The organism is Micromonospora coriariae (genome assembly GCF_900091455.1).
Lineage (GTDB): Bacteria > Actinomycetota > Actinomycetes > Mycobacteriales > Micromonosporaceae > Micromonospora > Micromonospora coriariae.
This window is the reverse complement of the sequence record NZ_LT607412.1, coordinates 2427365-2441737: the sequence shown is the minus strand read 5'-3', so window position 1 is coordinate 2441737 and position 14373 is coordinate 2427365. Positions and strand designations below refer to the sequence as shown.

Here is a 14373-nt window from a genome sequence, read left to right as displayed (position 1 = left end):
TTCAGCGGCCCGGACCTGAGCTGATTGGACGAGCAGCCGCGGTCATCGGTTCCCTCGCCCGGGCATCCCGCAGCGCCAATCCCCTCGGACCGCGCTGAGCACTCGGTTGGAAGAACGGCACGCCGGCCGGGTGGGGGGAACCCACCCGGCCGGCGTCCGGACCCGTCCTGGAAGCCGGCCCGGAAGGCTGGCACTGATGGGTGCGGTCTGGGACTGACCGTCTCAGTGCTTCTTGAACACCGGCATCGTGTCCAGCGTGGTGGTGATGTCCTGCGTGGTGCCGCCCCGATACGTCTTCCCGGTGAAGATGTCGGTCCAGCTGTTGCCCGGCGGGAACCACACCGACGTCGTGGCGGTGTCGCCGGGCGTCGTCACCGGTGCCACCAGGTAGTCCGGACCGTAGAGGTACTCGGAACCGGCGGTGGCGTACGCGGCCTGCTCATTCGGGTACGCCAGGTACATCGACCGGACGATGGGCGTACCCGTGCGAGTGGCCTCCTTGGCGGCGGCGTAGGTGTAGGGCAGCAGCTTCTCCCGCAGGTTCAGGAACTTCTTGGCCGACGCCTCCGCCGCCGGGCCGTACTGCCAGGGCAGCCGGTCGCTGTGGTTGGAGTGCAGCCGGTCGATGGGCTGGAACGTACCGAACTGGACCCACCGGGCGTAGAGGTCGTCGGGCAGCTTCGTGCTGCCCGGTTCGCTGCCCGGCTCCTGGAGGCCGCCCGTGTGCCCGCCGATGTCGTGGCTGACCGCGGCCAGCCCGGTCGCGGCCGACTCGCCCGGCGTGTAGCCGACCTCCATCTGCAGGGTCTGCCAGTCCGAGGTGGTGTCGCCGGTGAAGTGCAGCGTGGTGCGCTTGTCGGCCCACGGTCCGGTCGACACCGGGGTCGGGCTGCCGTAGCCGCCGGCCTGCAACGAGCCGTACGCCCGGGAGAACGCGAAACCGGTCTTGTCGGCGTACTGCTGGTTGATCCACGCGTCCGCGGTCACCCCGGCGAGCGAGGACTTCGTGTTGTCGCAGCACCAGTCCAACCACCAGAGGTCCGGGCCCTTGCTGCCCTTCGGCACCATCCCGTCGTGGAGCTGCATGTACGCCTTGAGCTGGTCCGGGTCGCCGAAGTCGAACGCGTAGCAGTCGGCACCGCCGTTGCAGCCGACGCGCTGGAGCTTCCCCTTCGCGGTGGCCTGCGCCTGTGCGAACTTCGGGTCGGAGCCAAGGATGCTCGGGTGGATGTTGATGCCGGTGTGCAGGCCCTGCTTCCTGGCCCAGTCGAAGAACGCCTTCGGGTCGGGGATCCGGGTGGGGTCGATGCTCCAGCCGTTCCACTTGTCCGGCGCCTTGACGTCGGTGTCGAGGACAAGCACATCCATCGGCACACCCTCGGCCTTGGCCCGGGTCACCAGGTTCTGGAACTCGGTCGCGGTGCGGTCGTAGTACTCGGAATACCACACCCCGTACGCCCACTTCGGCAGCAGCTTCGTGGGCCCGGTCAGGGTCGACAGGTCCTTCAAAGCACGGGTGAAGTCCTGCCCGTACGCGAAGACGTAGCCGTCCTGCTCGGGGGCAGGCCGGGGCTTGGTGTTGCTCAGGGCCGAGGCAGAGTCGTCGAGCAGGTACCAGCCGTCCTGGTAGAGCAGGCCCGGAGCGGTGAGCGCGGAACCGTCCACGCCGTCCAGGCCCCGGCGGTAGCCGCCGAGCGGCGCGTGGGGAGCGAGCAGCGGAGAGTCCGTACTCGTGACGGCGACCGTGTCCACATTGACGTTGCAGCTGGCATCCGTGGGGCAGCCCAGCGTCACGGTGTTGGTGCCGCGGTCGAGGTGGACCGAAACGGAAACCGTGTTCCAGTAGTCCCACCCGCTGGTCGGCGGAAGGGTCGCCGTGACCGGCGCCGCCGTTCCCGCCGTAACCGACATGGTGCGCGCCTGGCTCGGCTGGGAGCCGGCCTGGCCATTGGCGTAGCGGATCTGCACCCGGTAGTCGCCCGTCGACGGAACATCCGTCACGGTGAGCGCGTCGGCGGACGCGGTGCTTTCCAGGCCGGCCAGGAATCCCGTACCGGAAGCGCCGTTGTGGTCGTTCGCGGGCTTCGCACCGCCGGTCAGCGCGCCGGTTTCGGCCTCTCCCAGCGTGCCGAACCGCAGGGGCTGCGGCTGGGGCGTGGCTGGCGCCGGGAACACATCACCCGGGTTGACCACTGCGAGGCTGTCGATGTTCACATTGCCGGAGTCGTTGGGACCTCGCACGACGCTGATCTCGTGCCGGCCCGTGGTGAGGTCGACCGGCACACTGGCCAGGGCCCAGGTGTCCCAGTTCGCAGTGGGCGGCAGGGTCAGCGTGCGGGCGGCGTCGCCGTCGACCTGAACGGTCAGGGTGCGGGCCACGTTCTGGCCGTCGCCGCCGGTGCTGTTGGCGTAGCGGACGGTGAGCTGCTTCGTGCCGCCTTCTGGCACGTCGAGCGCGAACGTGGCCGAGTCGCCGGGCGAGGCGAAACCGGCCGCGAAGCCGCGTCCGGTATGTCCCTGGTGGTCGGTGGCCACGCCGGGGCCGTTCAACTGTAGCGATTCGGCCTCGCAGAGCGCGCCGAAAGCGCAGGCCGGGGCGGTGTGGCCGGCCCAGGGCTGGCCCTGCACAGTCTGCTTGCCGGCCTTGAGCTGCACAGTGAGGTTGTCGGCGGTGAACGCCCCCGAGCCCACCTGGTAACGCAACGTCATCGCGCCGGTGTCGATGGTGAGCCAGCCGTGCTCGACGTGCTTGGTGAAACGCGTACGGGAGAAATCGTCACGCCCGACGGCGTTGAACGTGGCGGCGTCGGTGAACTTGCCGTCCTTCTGGTACTCGGTGCGGATCAGGGTCGGGGACAGCACTTCGAAGCGCGCGTTCCCGGACCGGACGGCTCCGTTTTTCGCCTGGTCATGGCTGGCCTGGGCCGGCGCGGATGGAGCGAGTATCAGCCCCGTGATGAGAATGCCGGCTGCGGCGGCTGCTGTCGCGCCGCGGCGGCGTGAATCCCGATAGAGCAAGATGCGCTCCTCGTCTCATATGGAGGAAATGAGTCGATGACAACGCTGTCACTAGACCGAAACACATGTCAACGGACCTTGGAGAGTGTCCCTTCTCTCTTCCGTCAGCGGCCGTACTCGTCCGACAGGCCCATCGCCGGCCCGCCAACCCGGCAAGCCGAGCGGGGTCGCGCGGACACTTCGGCTCCTCCCACGCCAGGATTGGGGCCAGGCCTCCAGGCGCGTTCGCTGTCTCACTCCCGCCGATCGGCAGAGTGGCCCGGCCTCGGGAGATCATCCGATCGGGAGCGGCTTCGCTGCCGTACGAGGCCCCGGCACGGCAACAGCGTCCCCCGACGGGGGCGCTGACCTGCGGAAGAGTGGGCCGCCAGGGACTCGAACCCTGAACCTATGGATTACCGGCGAGGCGGTTGCAGACGGCCTGGTTCGCAGGTCGCGCGCCTCGGCCGGTCGGTCAAGGGCTGTGACGGTGCGGTGGGTTGCTGTACTTCCGTGCTGTACGGCGACCAGGTCGAGACGGAGCTTCGATCCCCGCCGGGGGAGCCTGGTCGGCGTTGTCGGCCAGTGTCAGCGGGTGTCGGTCCCTGTGGTCCTGCCTTCGGTGTCATGCCGGCTGTGACCATTGGAGTCGGTCGCGCAGCACAGCGTTCGCTGACTATCTGCTGACGCGCCACCTTCTGGTCTGTAGAGCCTGGCCAGGCGGCTGCATGCCGGTTGATGCGATATTCGGCGTTGCCGTCGGGGTCGATCGCGTTCGCTGGGGCGGCCGACAAGCGTTTGCTGCACTCCCCTGCAGTACTCGCTTGGTCATATGGTGGGCAAGCCTCACCTACATGACCGCTGCTGAGCGCCCTCGCTTACGCCGGCCGGATCTTCTAGCAAGCGTGCAGGCATACACCAGGCCATCGTTACCTCAACCATCAGACAACAAGCCGACAGTAGACCTAAGTCAAGTGTAGGACGATCCCTCCATGAGAGAACTCGGAGGCGACGAGAGCGAACGTTCGCGCTCAAATTCGGAAATGCTGCGGCGGACCGAACGTCCCCGCATCGTCCCGCCTGCATTGTGGCGATCGTCCGAAGAAATCCCGGAACCTACAGTCGTTGCTCGCCCACGCACGTTCGAGACGCCCGAGGCAACTAGGGTAGCCGAAAGCAGTGATATACCGAGGCCACGTGAGCTTCCAGGAAAGAGCGCGGCTGCCCGAGAGTTCTTCCGGAACCGAGAGGCCCGCTTTACCGAGGCGGTAAGTGGCGTTAAAGAGGCCGCACAGGCGGTATTGCGCGACTTAGCAGACGAAGTGCCGGCTCCGAAGCTAGACAGCTTCATCGAGAACGTCAACGTGAGTTGCGACTTCCTAACTGACCAGCTTAGAGCCTTGTTGGTGCAGGACGGTGAAACCCAAAGTCAGGCTGTATCGTCAATGGCATTGGCGATGCAGTCTCTGCAGACTGAGGTCACGGAGTTTCAACACGAACTCAATAACCCGGATGGAGTGGACCAAGAAGTTACGATAACATCTCCTCATAAGACCGCAGGGTTTGCCCGAATCCTCCAGCGGATCCGAAAGGCCATGGGGTATCTATGGGATCTCATATCGGGGCTTTTGAAACCTAAGGAATGGTCGATCAAGGGCGAGTTGAAGGCCATCCCATTCCTTGCGAAGGCCGAGGTCGAAATTAGGTTTGGCCCCTGACCCCAGCCGCAAGGCGACTCGTCTACAAGCTCCGTACAGCGAGTGCTTCCGTGTCTAGGAAGGATCGTCAGCTCAATGGGACGTCCGACTTCGCGCTGCCGGAAGCGCGGCGTCCGGCTCGCAACCACGGGTAGGACGGTGCAGTTGTACGGGGCCGCGCCGTCCTCCACGCGGATCTACGCATTACGAGTCAGTCCCGGGGCGCTGGTCAGCCGTTTGGTCGTCCTGTTCGACGTGGTGTCCGCGTCCGCGCTCGTCCGCTGTCGCTCGCCGGTTTGGCTGCTCGTTTGGCTGCTCGGCACTGGCAGAGGTCGTCGGGCACGACCGGCCCGGCTGACCGGGTCTAGCATGCGCTCCATGACGACCGCCGATGTCGATCCAACCCCTGCACCGGGTTCTTCCGGCCGGACCTTGACGCGTACGCAATTCGCCCTGGCCGCTGTCTACGTCGGCGCCATCGGTGTCGCCCTCGGCCGGGCCGCCTCTTTCTCCGGGTACCTCTACCTGCCTCATCAGGGCGACGAGTACACCGGCAGCGCTAATCTCTGGCCGGGCCTCTGGGCGCCGGCGGCGCTGGCGATGATCGTCGTGATCGGCGTAGCGCCGTACGTCGCTGCAGTGGCAGCGCTCGTCGCCGTAACCAGGCTCCTGACGGCCGGGATGCGGACCTCCGTGCACCGGCGAAACCTGATCGTTAGCACGGTTCTCGCGACCCTCGTTGCCGCCTCCTCGTTGACTCCACCGGTCAAGGCCCTGTTCAGCTGGCTCCTCGACTAAGACACGTTGGCAGCTGGCCGGCCTCATCTCGCGCCTGGCTGTCCGCGTCGCCCGCTGCTCGCGCCACTGGCCGCCACGTTGAGCCAGCCGAGATCGAGCCGCGACGTCTCGCTTACAAGAGGAACATCCCGCTGGCGCGGCACCCCGGCTGCCCGGAAGTAGCCCAGACTGGTCCATCTCACTCACGCCTGGGGCTACTTCCGTCTGAGCTCTGTGCAGGTCGTCCGCCACGGTCCGGGAACGGCCGTTAGCTCGGAGCCTTGTCCGTCTTCACCCGCGCTCGTGCGCTGTTGTCCAGCGCAGTTGCTGTCAGCGCTGCTGTCGACAGCCCATCGGCCTGAACCCCGCTGGGGGGAGCCGGGTACGGGCTGTCGACGAGTGACGTTCGGCGCAAACAGCGACGCGGGGAAATGCCTGCCCGCGGTTCGTTGACAAGCCCCACGGCCGTCGTTGAGGCTTTCGCTGCCTCCTCGCTGCCCAGTCTCGGTTCCTGGCCGGCTGGGACCTACTGGCGCGACTTCCAGCGGTATGGCCCGCTACACACTCTCGGTTCCTTCGCGCTTGCGGCCGAGCCTGTGCTCGATCGCGGCGCGCACGGTTGCGACGGCTGGCTCGTTGAGGCCCTGGGGGAGCAGCCTGGATCGGTGCGGTTTGGCCTGTGCCCTTGGCGAAGCCTCGGACCTTGCTGTTGCCGATACCGTGGCGGTCTGCGTCAACCTCCAGCGTCGGGCACGGATCGGGCACGACTGACCCACCTTGTCTCCCGAAGGAGGGATCACTCATTTGCTCTCCCTCGTCGTCACTCATCTGGTCACTCAGCCGTTTGAGGCGGATCATCATTTGCATCCCTTAGCCCATCGACCGGGGCGGTACCTGAACCCATCTGATCCCCGGCCTGGGCCGCCACATCCTGACTATTGCGTCGACGGAGTGCCGCAAGGGCTCCGAGGGCGCCTACGCCTGCAAGCAGCGTCCCAAAAGATGTAACAAGAAGCGCAATTTGACTTATGGGATCGGAAGAGTTTACGCCTTGGACGGATGGCGGCGAGCCTTGGATGATCACGATCTCGACTCGGTGAACCGAAGTGGCTGGATTGGCACTTGATGGGGTCACAGTCGGAGGGGGCGGCGAGGATGGCGATGGCTGCGCCGTTGGAGAACCCGCTGGCGGGGATGTTTGAGCCGGGACTGACGGAGTCGGGAGCGGGGTGACCTGGAATTCCCACAGGTCTCGAGCAAGGGCCATTGCAGCAACCGCAACACCGATCATCGCTAAAGCCACACCTACCCATGAAGCACGACGCGCAGAGTCAAGCGACACTCGATTGGACTCTGTCCGAGTCGGCCGCTGCGACATACGATCGCCGATCCGTCGACGGGAGGGCACCATGGCAGCAGAGTAGGCATGTACTTCAACTGGACGCCATCCCGCTAATCCAGGGGCTTCGTCAAGTCTGCCTTGACGTATGCCCGCTGCGGGGCGGCGCTGTGACGCGGCCGGAGCCCGGCGGATCACGGTCCGGGATGCCCGGCGGACCTGCGCCTCACTCCTGGCCGACCTGGACGTGCACCCCCGGGTGGCGATGCAGATCCTCCGGCACGCCCAGTTCGCCATCACCATGGAGATCTACACGGTGGTCTCCTCGGCGGCCACCCGCGACGCACTCAAGCGGCTCGGCAAGGCGCTCGACCGATGACCGGCTCACTGCTGTACTTCGCTGCTGTACCGGCCCCGGCCACGGCAACAGCGACCCCGGTCGGGGCCGCTGACCTGCGTAAAAGTGGGCCGCCAGGGACTCGAACCCTGAACCTATGGATTAAAAGTCCACAGCTCTGCCATTGAGCTAGCGGCCCGCGCGCTCAGGTTACCGGACCGTGCCCGCCGACGACTCTCGGCTTCCGGCCGGCCGTCGATGTTAGCCCCACCGCCGCCCACCGCACCTGATCAACACCAGATCGGCGACCTGGCGGTGTCCGGCGAGCTGGATACCCCCAGGTCGGCGATGGCGAGTGGATCAACCGGCATGTGGCTGCCGCCGCCGGGCATGGGTGCGGGCGGGTGGGGAACCAGAACGGGCATGAAGGTGGGCGGCACTCCGGCGGTGGCGGCGTCCGGGGAGGAGATCGGGCCGGACGGCGTACGTGAGCCGGGCGGGGAGGTGCACGCCTGGCTGCCCGGTCAGAACCAGACGGTGTGCGGCCTGGCGCTGAGCCGTACCCGGCTGCGGCGCTTTCCGCATGTGCGCTTCGACTACTCGGGCACCGACGTGCTCACCGAGGCCGACCCGGTCGGCTGGATCTGCCCGCGTTGCCTGGCGGCGACGGCCGGGCGGCGGGGCAAGGAGAAGCACGGCTGGATCCGGCAGTCGCCTCGCCCTTGATCGACTCGATCCTCGAGAAGCCGGCGCGAGACGCCCCGACTTTCAGGATGTCGAGTCGATCAAGGAGGTCGGCCGGGGCGGCGGTTGACGGGCTGCTGGACGGGTACGGGGTCGGACATGCGGATCGTGGTGGTGGGGGCGAGCGGCAACGTCGGAACGGCGCTGCTGCGGCGGCTGCGCCGGGAACGGGGCGTGGAGTTGGTCGGGGTGGCTCGGCGGCTGCCCGGGCCGGAGGCTGGCGAGCCGTACGACCAGGTGGAGTGGCACTCCTGCGACATCGGCGCGCCGGGAGCGGTCGGGCAGCTCGCCGAGGTGTTCGCCGGCGCGGACGCGGTGGTGCACCTGGCCTGGCAGATTCAGCCCAGTCACGACCAGCGGGTGCTGCGCCGCACCAACGTCGACGGCAGCCGGGCGGTGTTCGACGCGCTGGTCCGGGTGGGCGTGCCGGCGCTGGTGTACGCCTCCTCGGTGGGCACGTACGCGCCCGGCCCGAAGGACCATCCGGTGAGCGAGCGCTGGCCGGCGACCGGGGTGCCCGGTTCGTCGTACAGCGAGCACAAGGCCGAGGTGGAGGCGCTGCTGGACGGGATCGAGGGGGACCACCCGGCGCTCCGGGTGGTTCGGCTGCGACCCGGGCTGATCTTCCAGCGGGACGCCGGCGTGGAGATCACCCGCTATTTTCTCGGCCCGCTGGCGCCGGTGCGGCTGCTGCGCTTCGGCCGGATCCCGCTGGTGCCCACCAACCGCCGGCTGCGGATGCAGGCGGTGCACGCCGACGACGTGGCCGACGCGTACGCCCGGGCGGTGCTGGGTGACGCGCGCGGCGCGTTCAACGTCGCCGCGGACCCGGTGCTCACCCCGGAGCTGGTGGCCCGGCACTTCCACGGCTGGACGGTGCCCGTCGCCGCGCCGGTGCTGCGGGTAGCGGCGGCGCTCACCTGGCGGGCGCGGCTGCAACCGGTCGACGCGGGCTGGGTCGAGCTGGGCCTGAACGCGCCGCTGATGTCCAGCGAGCGGGCGGAGACCGAGCTGGGCTGGCAGCCCAAGATCAGTTCACTCACCGCGCTCAGGGAACTCTTCGCCGGGATGGCCGGCGGCGACCACACCACCAGCCCGCCGCTGTCCGGCGCGTCGAACCTGCCCGGCCGGCCGGGCGGCCTGCTCCGCGCCCGCGCCGCCGGCCAGGGCAACCCCTACTGAGGTACGCCCTGGTCAGCTCAGTTTCGAGCCGCTCACGGTGGGGTTGCGGGCGCCGAGGAAGAAGATGCCGGGGAAGCCCCGGGTCTCGAACTTGCCGCTCGGATTGCGGCGCAGGGTGGACTTCTCGATCGTCATGGTGCCGGTGCGGTTGTTGCTGACGAAGAAGATCGCGCCGCCGCCCTCGTTGGCCCTGTTGTTCTCGATGATGGTCCCGGCGATCCGCACGGTGAACTCGTTGCCGTCGCAGTAGATGGCGCCGCCGCTGCCGCCGCCGGGCGTGCCGGACTTGGCCGGGTTGGCGCCGCTGCCGATCGCCTCGTTGTGGCTGAGCACGCTGTTCAGCACCACCCAGGAGACGCCGATGCTGCTCAGCGCGCCCCCGTTGGAGCAGACGCCGCCCTGGCCGGCGGCGCCGCCGAAGGTGCTGTCCACCACGTACACCGGCTTGTTCTCGTACTGGCTCAGCACCCGGATCGCCGCGCCGCCCAGGTCCGGGCCGGTCCGGTCGCAGCGGTTGCGGACGAACCGCGAGTTGACCACCTTGAACCGCCCGCCGCGTACGAAGATCGCCCCACCGCCGCCGCCCTCGACCTTGTCCCCGGTCGAGTTGCCGTCGGCGAAGGTCAGGTTCTGCACGGTCAGCTGCGGGTGGTCCTGGTTCTGGCAGTGCGAGGTGGTCCAGCCCTGCGCCTCGTCGCAGGTGTTCATGTAGAGGATGCGGCGCTTCCCCTGGCCGCTCAGCGTCACCCTGCCGCCGCCGTCCAGCACCACCTTCGGCCCGTTGGCGTTGCGGACCTTCGCGGTGGCCGCCATCTTGATCGTCACCGGGGCCGGCCCGCAGTTGAACGTGATGATGCCGCCGGCGGCGACGGCCTTCACCACCGCCGTGGAGGTGCAGCTCGCCGGGGTGCCGGTGCCGATGGTCCGGGTCGGCTTCGAGGTGTCCACCGCCCGCGCCTCGGCGGGCACGGTGGCGCTGCCCTTCGGGTTGCCGGCCGCTAGCGCCTTGCCGGCCGGCTTCGGGCTCGGGCTGGCCCCGGGGCCACCGAGGCCGTCCCGGGCCGCCGGGGCGACGCCACCCTGCTCGCCGGTGGCCAGCGCGTCCGGCTCGGCCGTCGGGCTGGGCTGCGCGGCGGCCGGAGCCGGGTCGTCGGACGCGCAGGCGGGCAGGGTCGCGGTGGCGACACCGAGGACGAGCAGGGCGACAAGCGACGTCATGCGCACCCCGTGATGCTAGGAGCCGCGACGGCGCGGGAGCGAATCCGCCATGCGGGTTTAACCCGTGGCTAAGACTGGGTGAGCGATCAGAAGTCGGCGAAGAGGTACGGCACCCCGCGCGGGAATATGCTCCGCAGCTCCGCGGCGGCATCCGCCGGCACCTCGCCCAGCCCCCGCAACGGCAGCTCGGCCGGATCCAGCACCCCGTACGCCAGGGCGGAGAGCCCGCCGGCGGTGAGCGTGGCGGTCGGCGCGCTGCCGGCGCTGTCGGCGACCAACTCCAGCGCACCGGTCGTGCCGTCCAGCAGGTGGGTGCCGGCCAGCCACCGGTCACCGGTCAGCTCGATCCGTACCCGGCCGGGCCCGGCGGGCAGCCCGCGCAACGCGTCCAGCGACAGCACCCGGGCCATCGGGGCGGACGAACTCGGCACGACCGTTCGCGCCTCGACGTGCACGTCCAGGTCGGTCAACCACAGCTCCGGCAACTCGTCCGGCGGGACCTGGACGGTGATCCGCTCGACCTGGTCGACGTGCCGGGAGAAGAACTGCAACAGCAGCGTCCGCGCGAGCGGGTCGGTGACCAGCAGTTCGTTACCGTGCAGCGTGCCGCCGTGCTCGTCGATCCGGTAGGTCACCGCGCCGGTGACCTCGCCGGCCACCCGGGCGGTGAGCAGCCAGTACTCGTCCCGGTCGCGCAGCCCGACGGCCCGGTAGTCCGGGAAGATCGAGAATCCGTGCCGCTGGTGGAGGCAGCGCTCGGTGAACCCGCGCCACGCCGGATAGCCGGTGGCGATGCGCTCCCAGCCCACCTCGCCGGGCAGGTCCACGCGGAGCAGCGACCCCAGGTTGGCCGGGGTGAAGGTGGCTCTGCGCGGCTTGGGCAACCCGACGTAGCCGAACCGGGCGTAGAAGCTGGGCCGGAACGGGTAGAGGGCGCTGAGCGCGTGCCCCTCGTCGCGCATCTCGTCGAGGAGCTCGTGCAGCAGCGTCCGGACGTGCCCCTGGCGGCGGGCCAGTGGATGGGTGGCCACCCCGGCGACGCCGGCCATCGGCAGCACCACCCCGCGCAGGTTCTGCCGCATCGGGATGGCCGTGACGGCGGCCAGCGTCTCGCCGTTCTCCTCTGCGATCAGCGTCCGGTTGCCCTCCTGGTAGGGCAGGTAGTCGCGGAACGCGTCGATCCGGGCGGCACCGAGCGGCGACGACTCGAAGGCGTACGCGGCCAGCGGGAAGCTGGTGGTGAGACGGTCGTCGGCGGTCACCCGGCGGATGGTCATCCGCTCATCTCAACCTGCCGTGCGGGTCCGGGCAACCGGATTGGCGGGATCCGCGGCGCCGGCACCGGTCAGCCGACGGGCAGGTGCCGCAGGTGTCGGCGGCGGCGCAGTCGGACGCTGGCCACGGCGGCCACGCCGAGGGCCAGCAGGGCGGTGACGACGAGGCCGTGCAGCGCCCCCCGGGCGAGGTAACCCTGGTCGGTGTGGTCCACCGCCCAGGTGGCGATCTCCCGGCTCGACCAGAACGGCGTCAGCTTCGCCCCCGAACCGGCCGGGTCGATCAGCATCTGCACCGTCACCACGGTGAGCAGCAGCAGCGTCCCCTCCAGCTCGCGGGGCAGCAGCGCACCGATCAGCATCCCGAACGGCGCCGCCACCCCGACGGAGCAGAGCAGCGCGGCGGCCAGGCCGCCGTACCGCAGGTCCGCGCCGTCGACCATGGGGAGCAGGAAGAACGGTACGGAGAGGACCAGCCCCACCACCCACAGGCCGAGCATCCGACCGAGGTAGAGGTGGTGCGGGCGGTAGCCCGCCAGCCGCAGCCTCGGCTCCAGCTCGCGGGCCGCGGTGGTGGCGAAGAGCGCCGCTGTGCTCACCGCCCAGCCCACGCCGAGCAGCAGCGAGCGGACCGACTGCCCGAGGTAGGCGTCCCGCCGGATCAGGTAGAAGGTCAACGGCATCAACAACAACAGCAGGAGTACGCCCCGACGCCGCAGCAGCTCCCGCAGGGTCATCTCGGCGACGGTGACGAGCCGGTTCACGGGTGGCCTCCCTGGACGGCGGGCGCGCGGTGACCGGTCTGCCGTGCCGGGGTCAGGTCGAGCACGGTGTCCACCCGGTCGAGCTGGTTGAGCAGGTGGGTCACCACGACGATCGCCGTGCCGGCGTCCCGCAGGCGGCTGAGCTGGTCCCAGAAGTTGACATAGGTGCCCTGGTCGAAGCCCTGGTACGGCTCGTCGAGCAGCAGCAAGTCCGGTTCGCTGAGCGTGGACATGGTCAGGTTGAGCTTCTGTCGGGTGCCGCCGGAGAGGTGCCGGGCCTGTGCGTCCCCGTCGGCCTCCCAGCCGAGCTGTCGGGCCGCCGCGCGACCGGCGCGGCGGGCCGGCCCCCGGGCCACGCCCTGACCGGCTCCGACCAGCACGAAGTGCTCGTCGGCGAGCAGGAAGTCGGCGGTGCCGCCGGACTGCGGGCAGTAGCCGAGCCGCCCGGAGACGGTCACGTCACCGGCGTCGGGTGACATCAGCCCGGCGCAGATCCGCAGGAGGGTGCTCTTGCCGCAGCCGTTCGCGCCGATGACGGCGGCGATCTGTCCGGCCCGGACGGTCAGCGTCGCGTCGTGCAGCACCGTCCGTCGCCCGTACCGCTTGGTGATGCCCTGGGCGTGCAGCCGGACCGGCCCGGGGCGCGGTCCGGGCGCGGTGCCGATGCTCTCCACGATCGCGCCCGCGTACTGCTGGGGTGGACCGAAGACGACCCAGGGGTCGCCGCCCCCCTCGCGCAGGTGCGTGGCGGCCTCGGCGACCACGTGCCGGGCCGCGTCCGCCGCGACCCGGCGTTGGTGCAGCTCGGCCGCGAGCGTCCGCAGCCAGTCGTCGGCGTTCACCGGGCGACCCCCTTCGTGACGATGTCGTTCACCGGCCCGACGAAGGTGAACCAGGCGTTGCCGCCCTCGCGGAGTGCCGCGTGTCCGCCGTCGGTGAGCCGGTAGTACTTGCGGGCCGGCCCGGCGGCTCCCTCCCGCCACTGCGCGGTTACCATGCCGGTCTTCTGCAGGCGGAGCAGCACGGGGTAGAGCGTGCCGCCCTGGATCGGCCCGATGCCCGCCGCGTCGAGCGCCTGGGCGAGCTGGTAGCCGTAGGACTCGCGCTCGGCCAGCAGGGCCAGGACGCAGATGTCGAGCACCCCCCGCAGCCACTGCCCGCGCCTGTCGGAATCCACCCGCCGGACACTAGCGGCGCAACCTAGATGGCACAACTACCTACCGGGTCGGCGGAACCCGACCCGGCCGGTCCCACGGACCGCCGAGCAGGCCGGGCGAGGTCAGCGGGCGACGACGTCGGAGACGACGACTGTGACGTTGTCCGGTGCACCGGCGTGGTGGGCGAGCTTCACCAACTGCTCGCCGCACTGCTGGCGGTCGGTGTACATGCCCAGTGCCGCGCTGATGGCCTCGTCCTCGACGTAGTCGGAGAGCCCGTCGCTGCACAGCAGCAGCCGGTCGCCCGGGACCACGGTGAGCACGCCGACCGCCGGTGGGGTGTCGGCGCCCTGCACGGCCCGGGTCACCAGGGACCGCTGCGGGTGGTGCCGGGCCTGCTCGGGGGAGAGCGTGCCCTGGTCGACCAGCGACTGGACGAAGGTGTCGTCCCGGGTGAGCTGGGTCAGCTCCCCGTCGCGCAGCAGGTAGCAGCGGGAGTCGCCGACCTGGGCCAGCACCAGCGTCTCGCCGGCCAGCAGCGCCGCGGTGAGCGTGGTGCCCATCCCCTCGCGGGTCGGGTCGACGGTGATGGCGGCGTGGATGCGCTGGTTGGCGGTGCTGACCACGGCCCGCAGGGCGTCGGCGGCCCCGTCGGGGTCGGTGGGCGGGGCCAGCTCGTCCAGGATCCGGATCACGATCTCGCTCGCCACCTCGCCCGCGGGCAGCCCGCCCATGCCGTCGGCGACTGCGATCAGGCGGTCACCGGCGAGGGCGGAGTCCTCGTTGTTGGTCCGGATCAGGCCGATGTCGTTGAGGATGACCGAGCGGAGGATCAGCGTCATGGGGTCAAGCTTGCCAAGAACACCCCGTCTTCGTCTCTACGCACT

At 69.6% G+C, this 14373-nt stretch carries 11 protein-coding genes, 1 tRNA gene and 1 pseudogene; 5 read left to right on the top strand and 8 right to left on the bottom strand.

Going from position 1 to position 14373, the window contains the following annotated elements; all coding sequences use genetic code 11:
• Positions 1-222: 222 nt before the first annotated feature.
• Positions 223-2862, bottom strand: a complete 2640-nt coding sequence (locus tag GA0070607_RS11380; RefSeq protein ID WP_231930960.1) for a TIM-barrel domain-containing protein — start codon at positions 2860-2862, stop codon at positions 223-225.
• 1127 nt (positions 2863-3989) lie between these two features.
• Here GA0070607_RS11380 and GA0070607_RS32310 point away from each other — a divergent pair.
• From GA0070607_RS32310 to GA0070607_RS11370, 3 genes and pseudogenes are all read left to right on the top strand, one after another.
• Positions 3990-4715: a hypothetical protein gene (locus GA0070607_RS32310; protein ID WP_157743133.1), complete on the top strand. Its 726-nt coding sequence runs from the start codon at positions 3990-3992 to the stop codon at positions 4713-4715.
• 357 nt (positions 4716-5072) lie between these two features.
• Positions 5073-5492 carry a hypothetical protein gene (locus GA0070607_RS11375; protein ID WP_157743132.1) on the top strand — a complete coding sequence of 140 codons (420 nt, stop codon included), beginning with the start codon at positions 5073-5075 and terminating at the stop codon, positions 5490-5492.
• A gap of 1484 nt (positions 5493-6976) precedes the next feature.
• A pseudogene (locus GA0070607_RS11370) lies at positions 6977-7189 on the top strand (site-specific integrase); the annotation flags it as partial.
• Between the two features lie 85 nt (positions 7190-7274).
• Here the strand turns inward: GA0070607_RS11370 and GA0070607_RS11365 are convergent.
• Positions 7275-7346 (bottom strand) — tRNA-Lys (locus GA0070607_RS11365).
• A 149-nt stretch (positions 7347-7495) separates the two neighbouring features.
• On the opposite strand from GA0070607_RS11365, the gene GA0070607_RS11360 reads away from it, so the two are divergent.
• Positions 7496-7873, top strand: coding sequence for a hypothetical protein (locus GA0070607_RS11360; RefSeq protein ID WP_231930958.1), 378 nt, complete (start codon positions 7496-7498; stop codon positions 7871-7873).
• Positions 7874-7990: 117 nt separating this feature from the next.
• Entirely contained in the window at positions 7991-9073 is a 1083-nt protein-coding gene (locus tag GA0070607_RS11355) for an NAD-dependent epimerase/dehydratase family protein (protein WP_089018172.1), read from the top strand.
• A 12-nt stretch (positions 9074-9085) separates the two neighbouring features.
• On the opposite strand, the gene GA0070607_RS11350 is transcribed toward GA0070607_RS11355, so the two are convergent.
• The 6 genes from GA0070607_RS11350 to GA0070607_RS11325 form a co-directional block, all read right to left on the bottom strand.
• On the bottom strand, positions 9086-10297 hold the full coding sequence (locus GA0070607_RS11350) for a hypothetical protein (protein ID WP_408630879.1): 1212 nt from the start codon (positions 10295-10297) through the stop codon (positions 9086-9088).
• An 80-nt stretch (positions 10298-10377) separates the two neighbouring features.
• Positions 10378-11568, bottom strand: a complete 1191-nt coding sequence (locus tag GA0070607_RS11345) for a GNAT family N-acetyltransferase (protein WP_089018170.1) — start codon at positions 11566-11568, stop codon at positions 10378-10380.
• Between the two features lie 68 nt (positions 11569-11636).
• On the bottom strand, positions 11637-12329 hold the full coding sequence (locus GA0070607_RS11340; RefSeq protein ID WP_089018169.1) for a hypothetical protein: 693 nt from the start codon (positions 12327-12329) through the stop codon (positions 11637-11639).
• Positions 12326-13171 (bottom strand): ATP-binding cassette domain-containing protein, encoded by an 846-nt coding sequence (locus GA0070607_RS11335; RefSeq protein WP_089018168.1) that lies wholly within the window; start codon positions 13169-13171, stop codon positions 12326-12328. The genes GA0070607_RS11340 and GA0070607_RS11335 overlap by 4 nt, the downstream gene beginning before the upstream one ends.
• Complete coding sequence (locus tag GA0070607_RS11330) at positions 13168-13506, bottom strand: PadR family transcriptional regulator (protein WP_089018167.1); 339 nt, start codon at positions 13504-13506, stop codon at positions 13168-13170. Before GA0070607_RS11330 ends, GA0070607_RS11335 begins: the two co-directional genes overlap by 4 nt.
• 102 nt (positions 13507-13608) lie before the next feature.
• Positions 13609-14328, bottom strand: coding sequence for a PP2C family protein-serine/threonine phosphatase (locus GA0070607_RS11325; protein WP_089018166.1), 720 nt, complete (start codon positions 14326-14328; stop codon positions 13609-13611).
• Positions 14329-14373 lie beyond the last annotated feature (45 nt).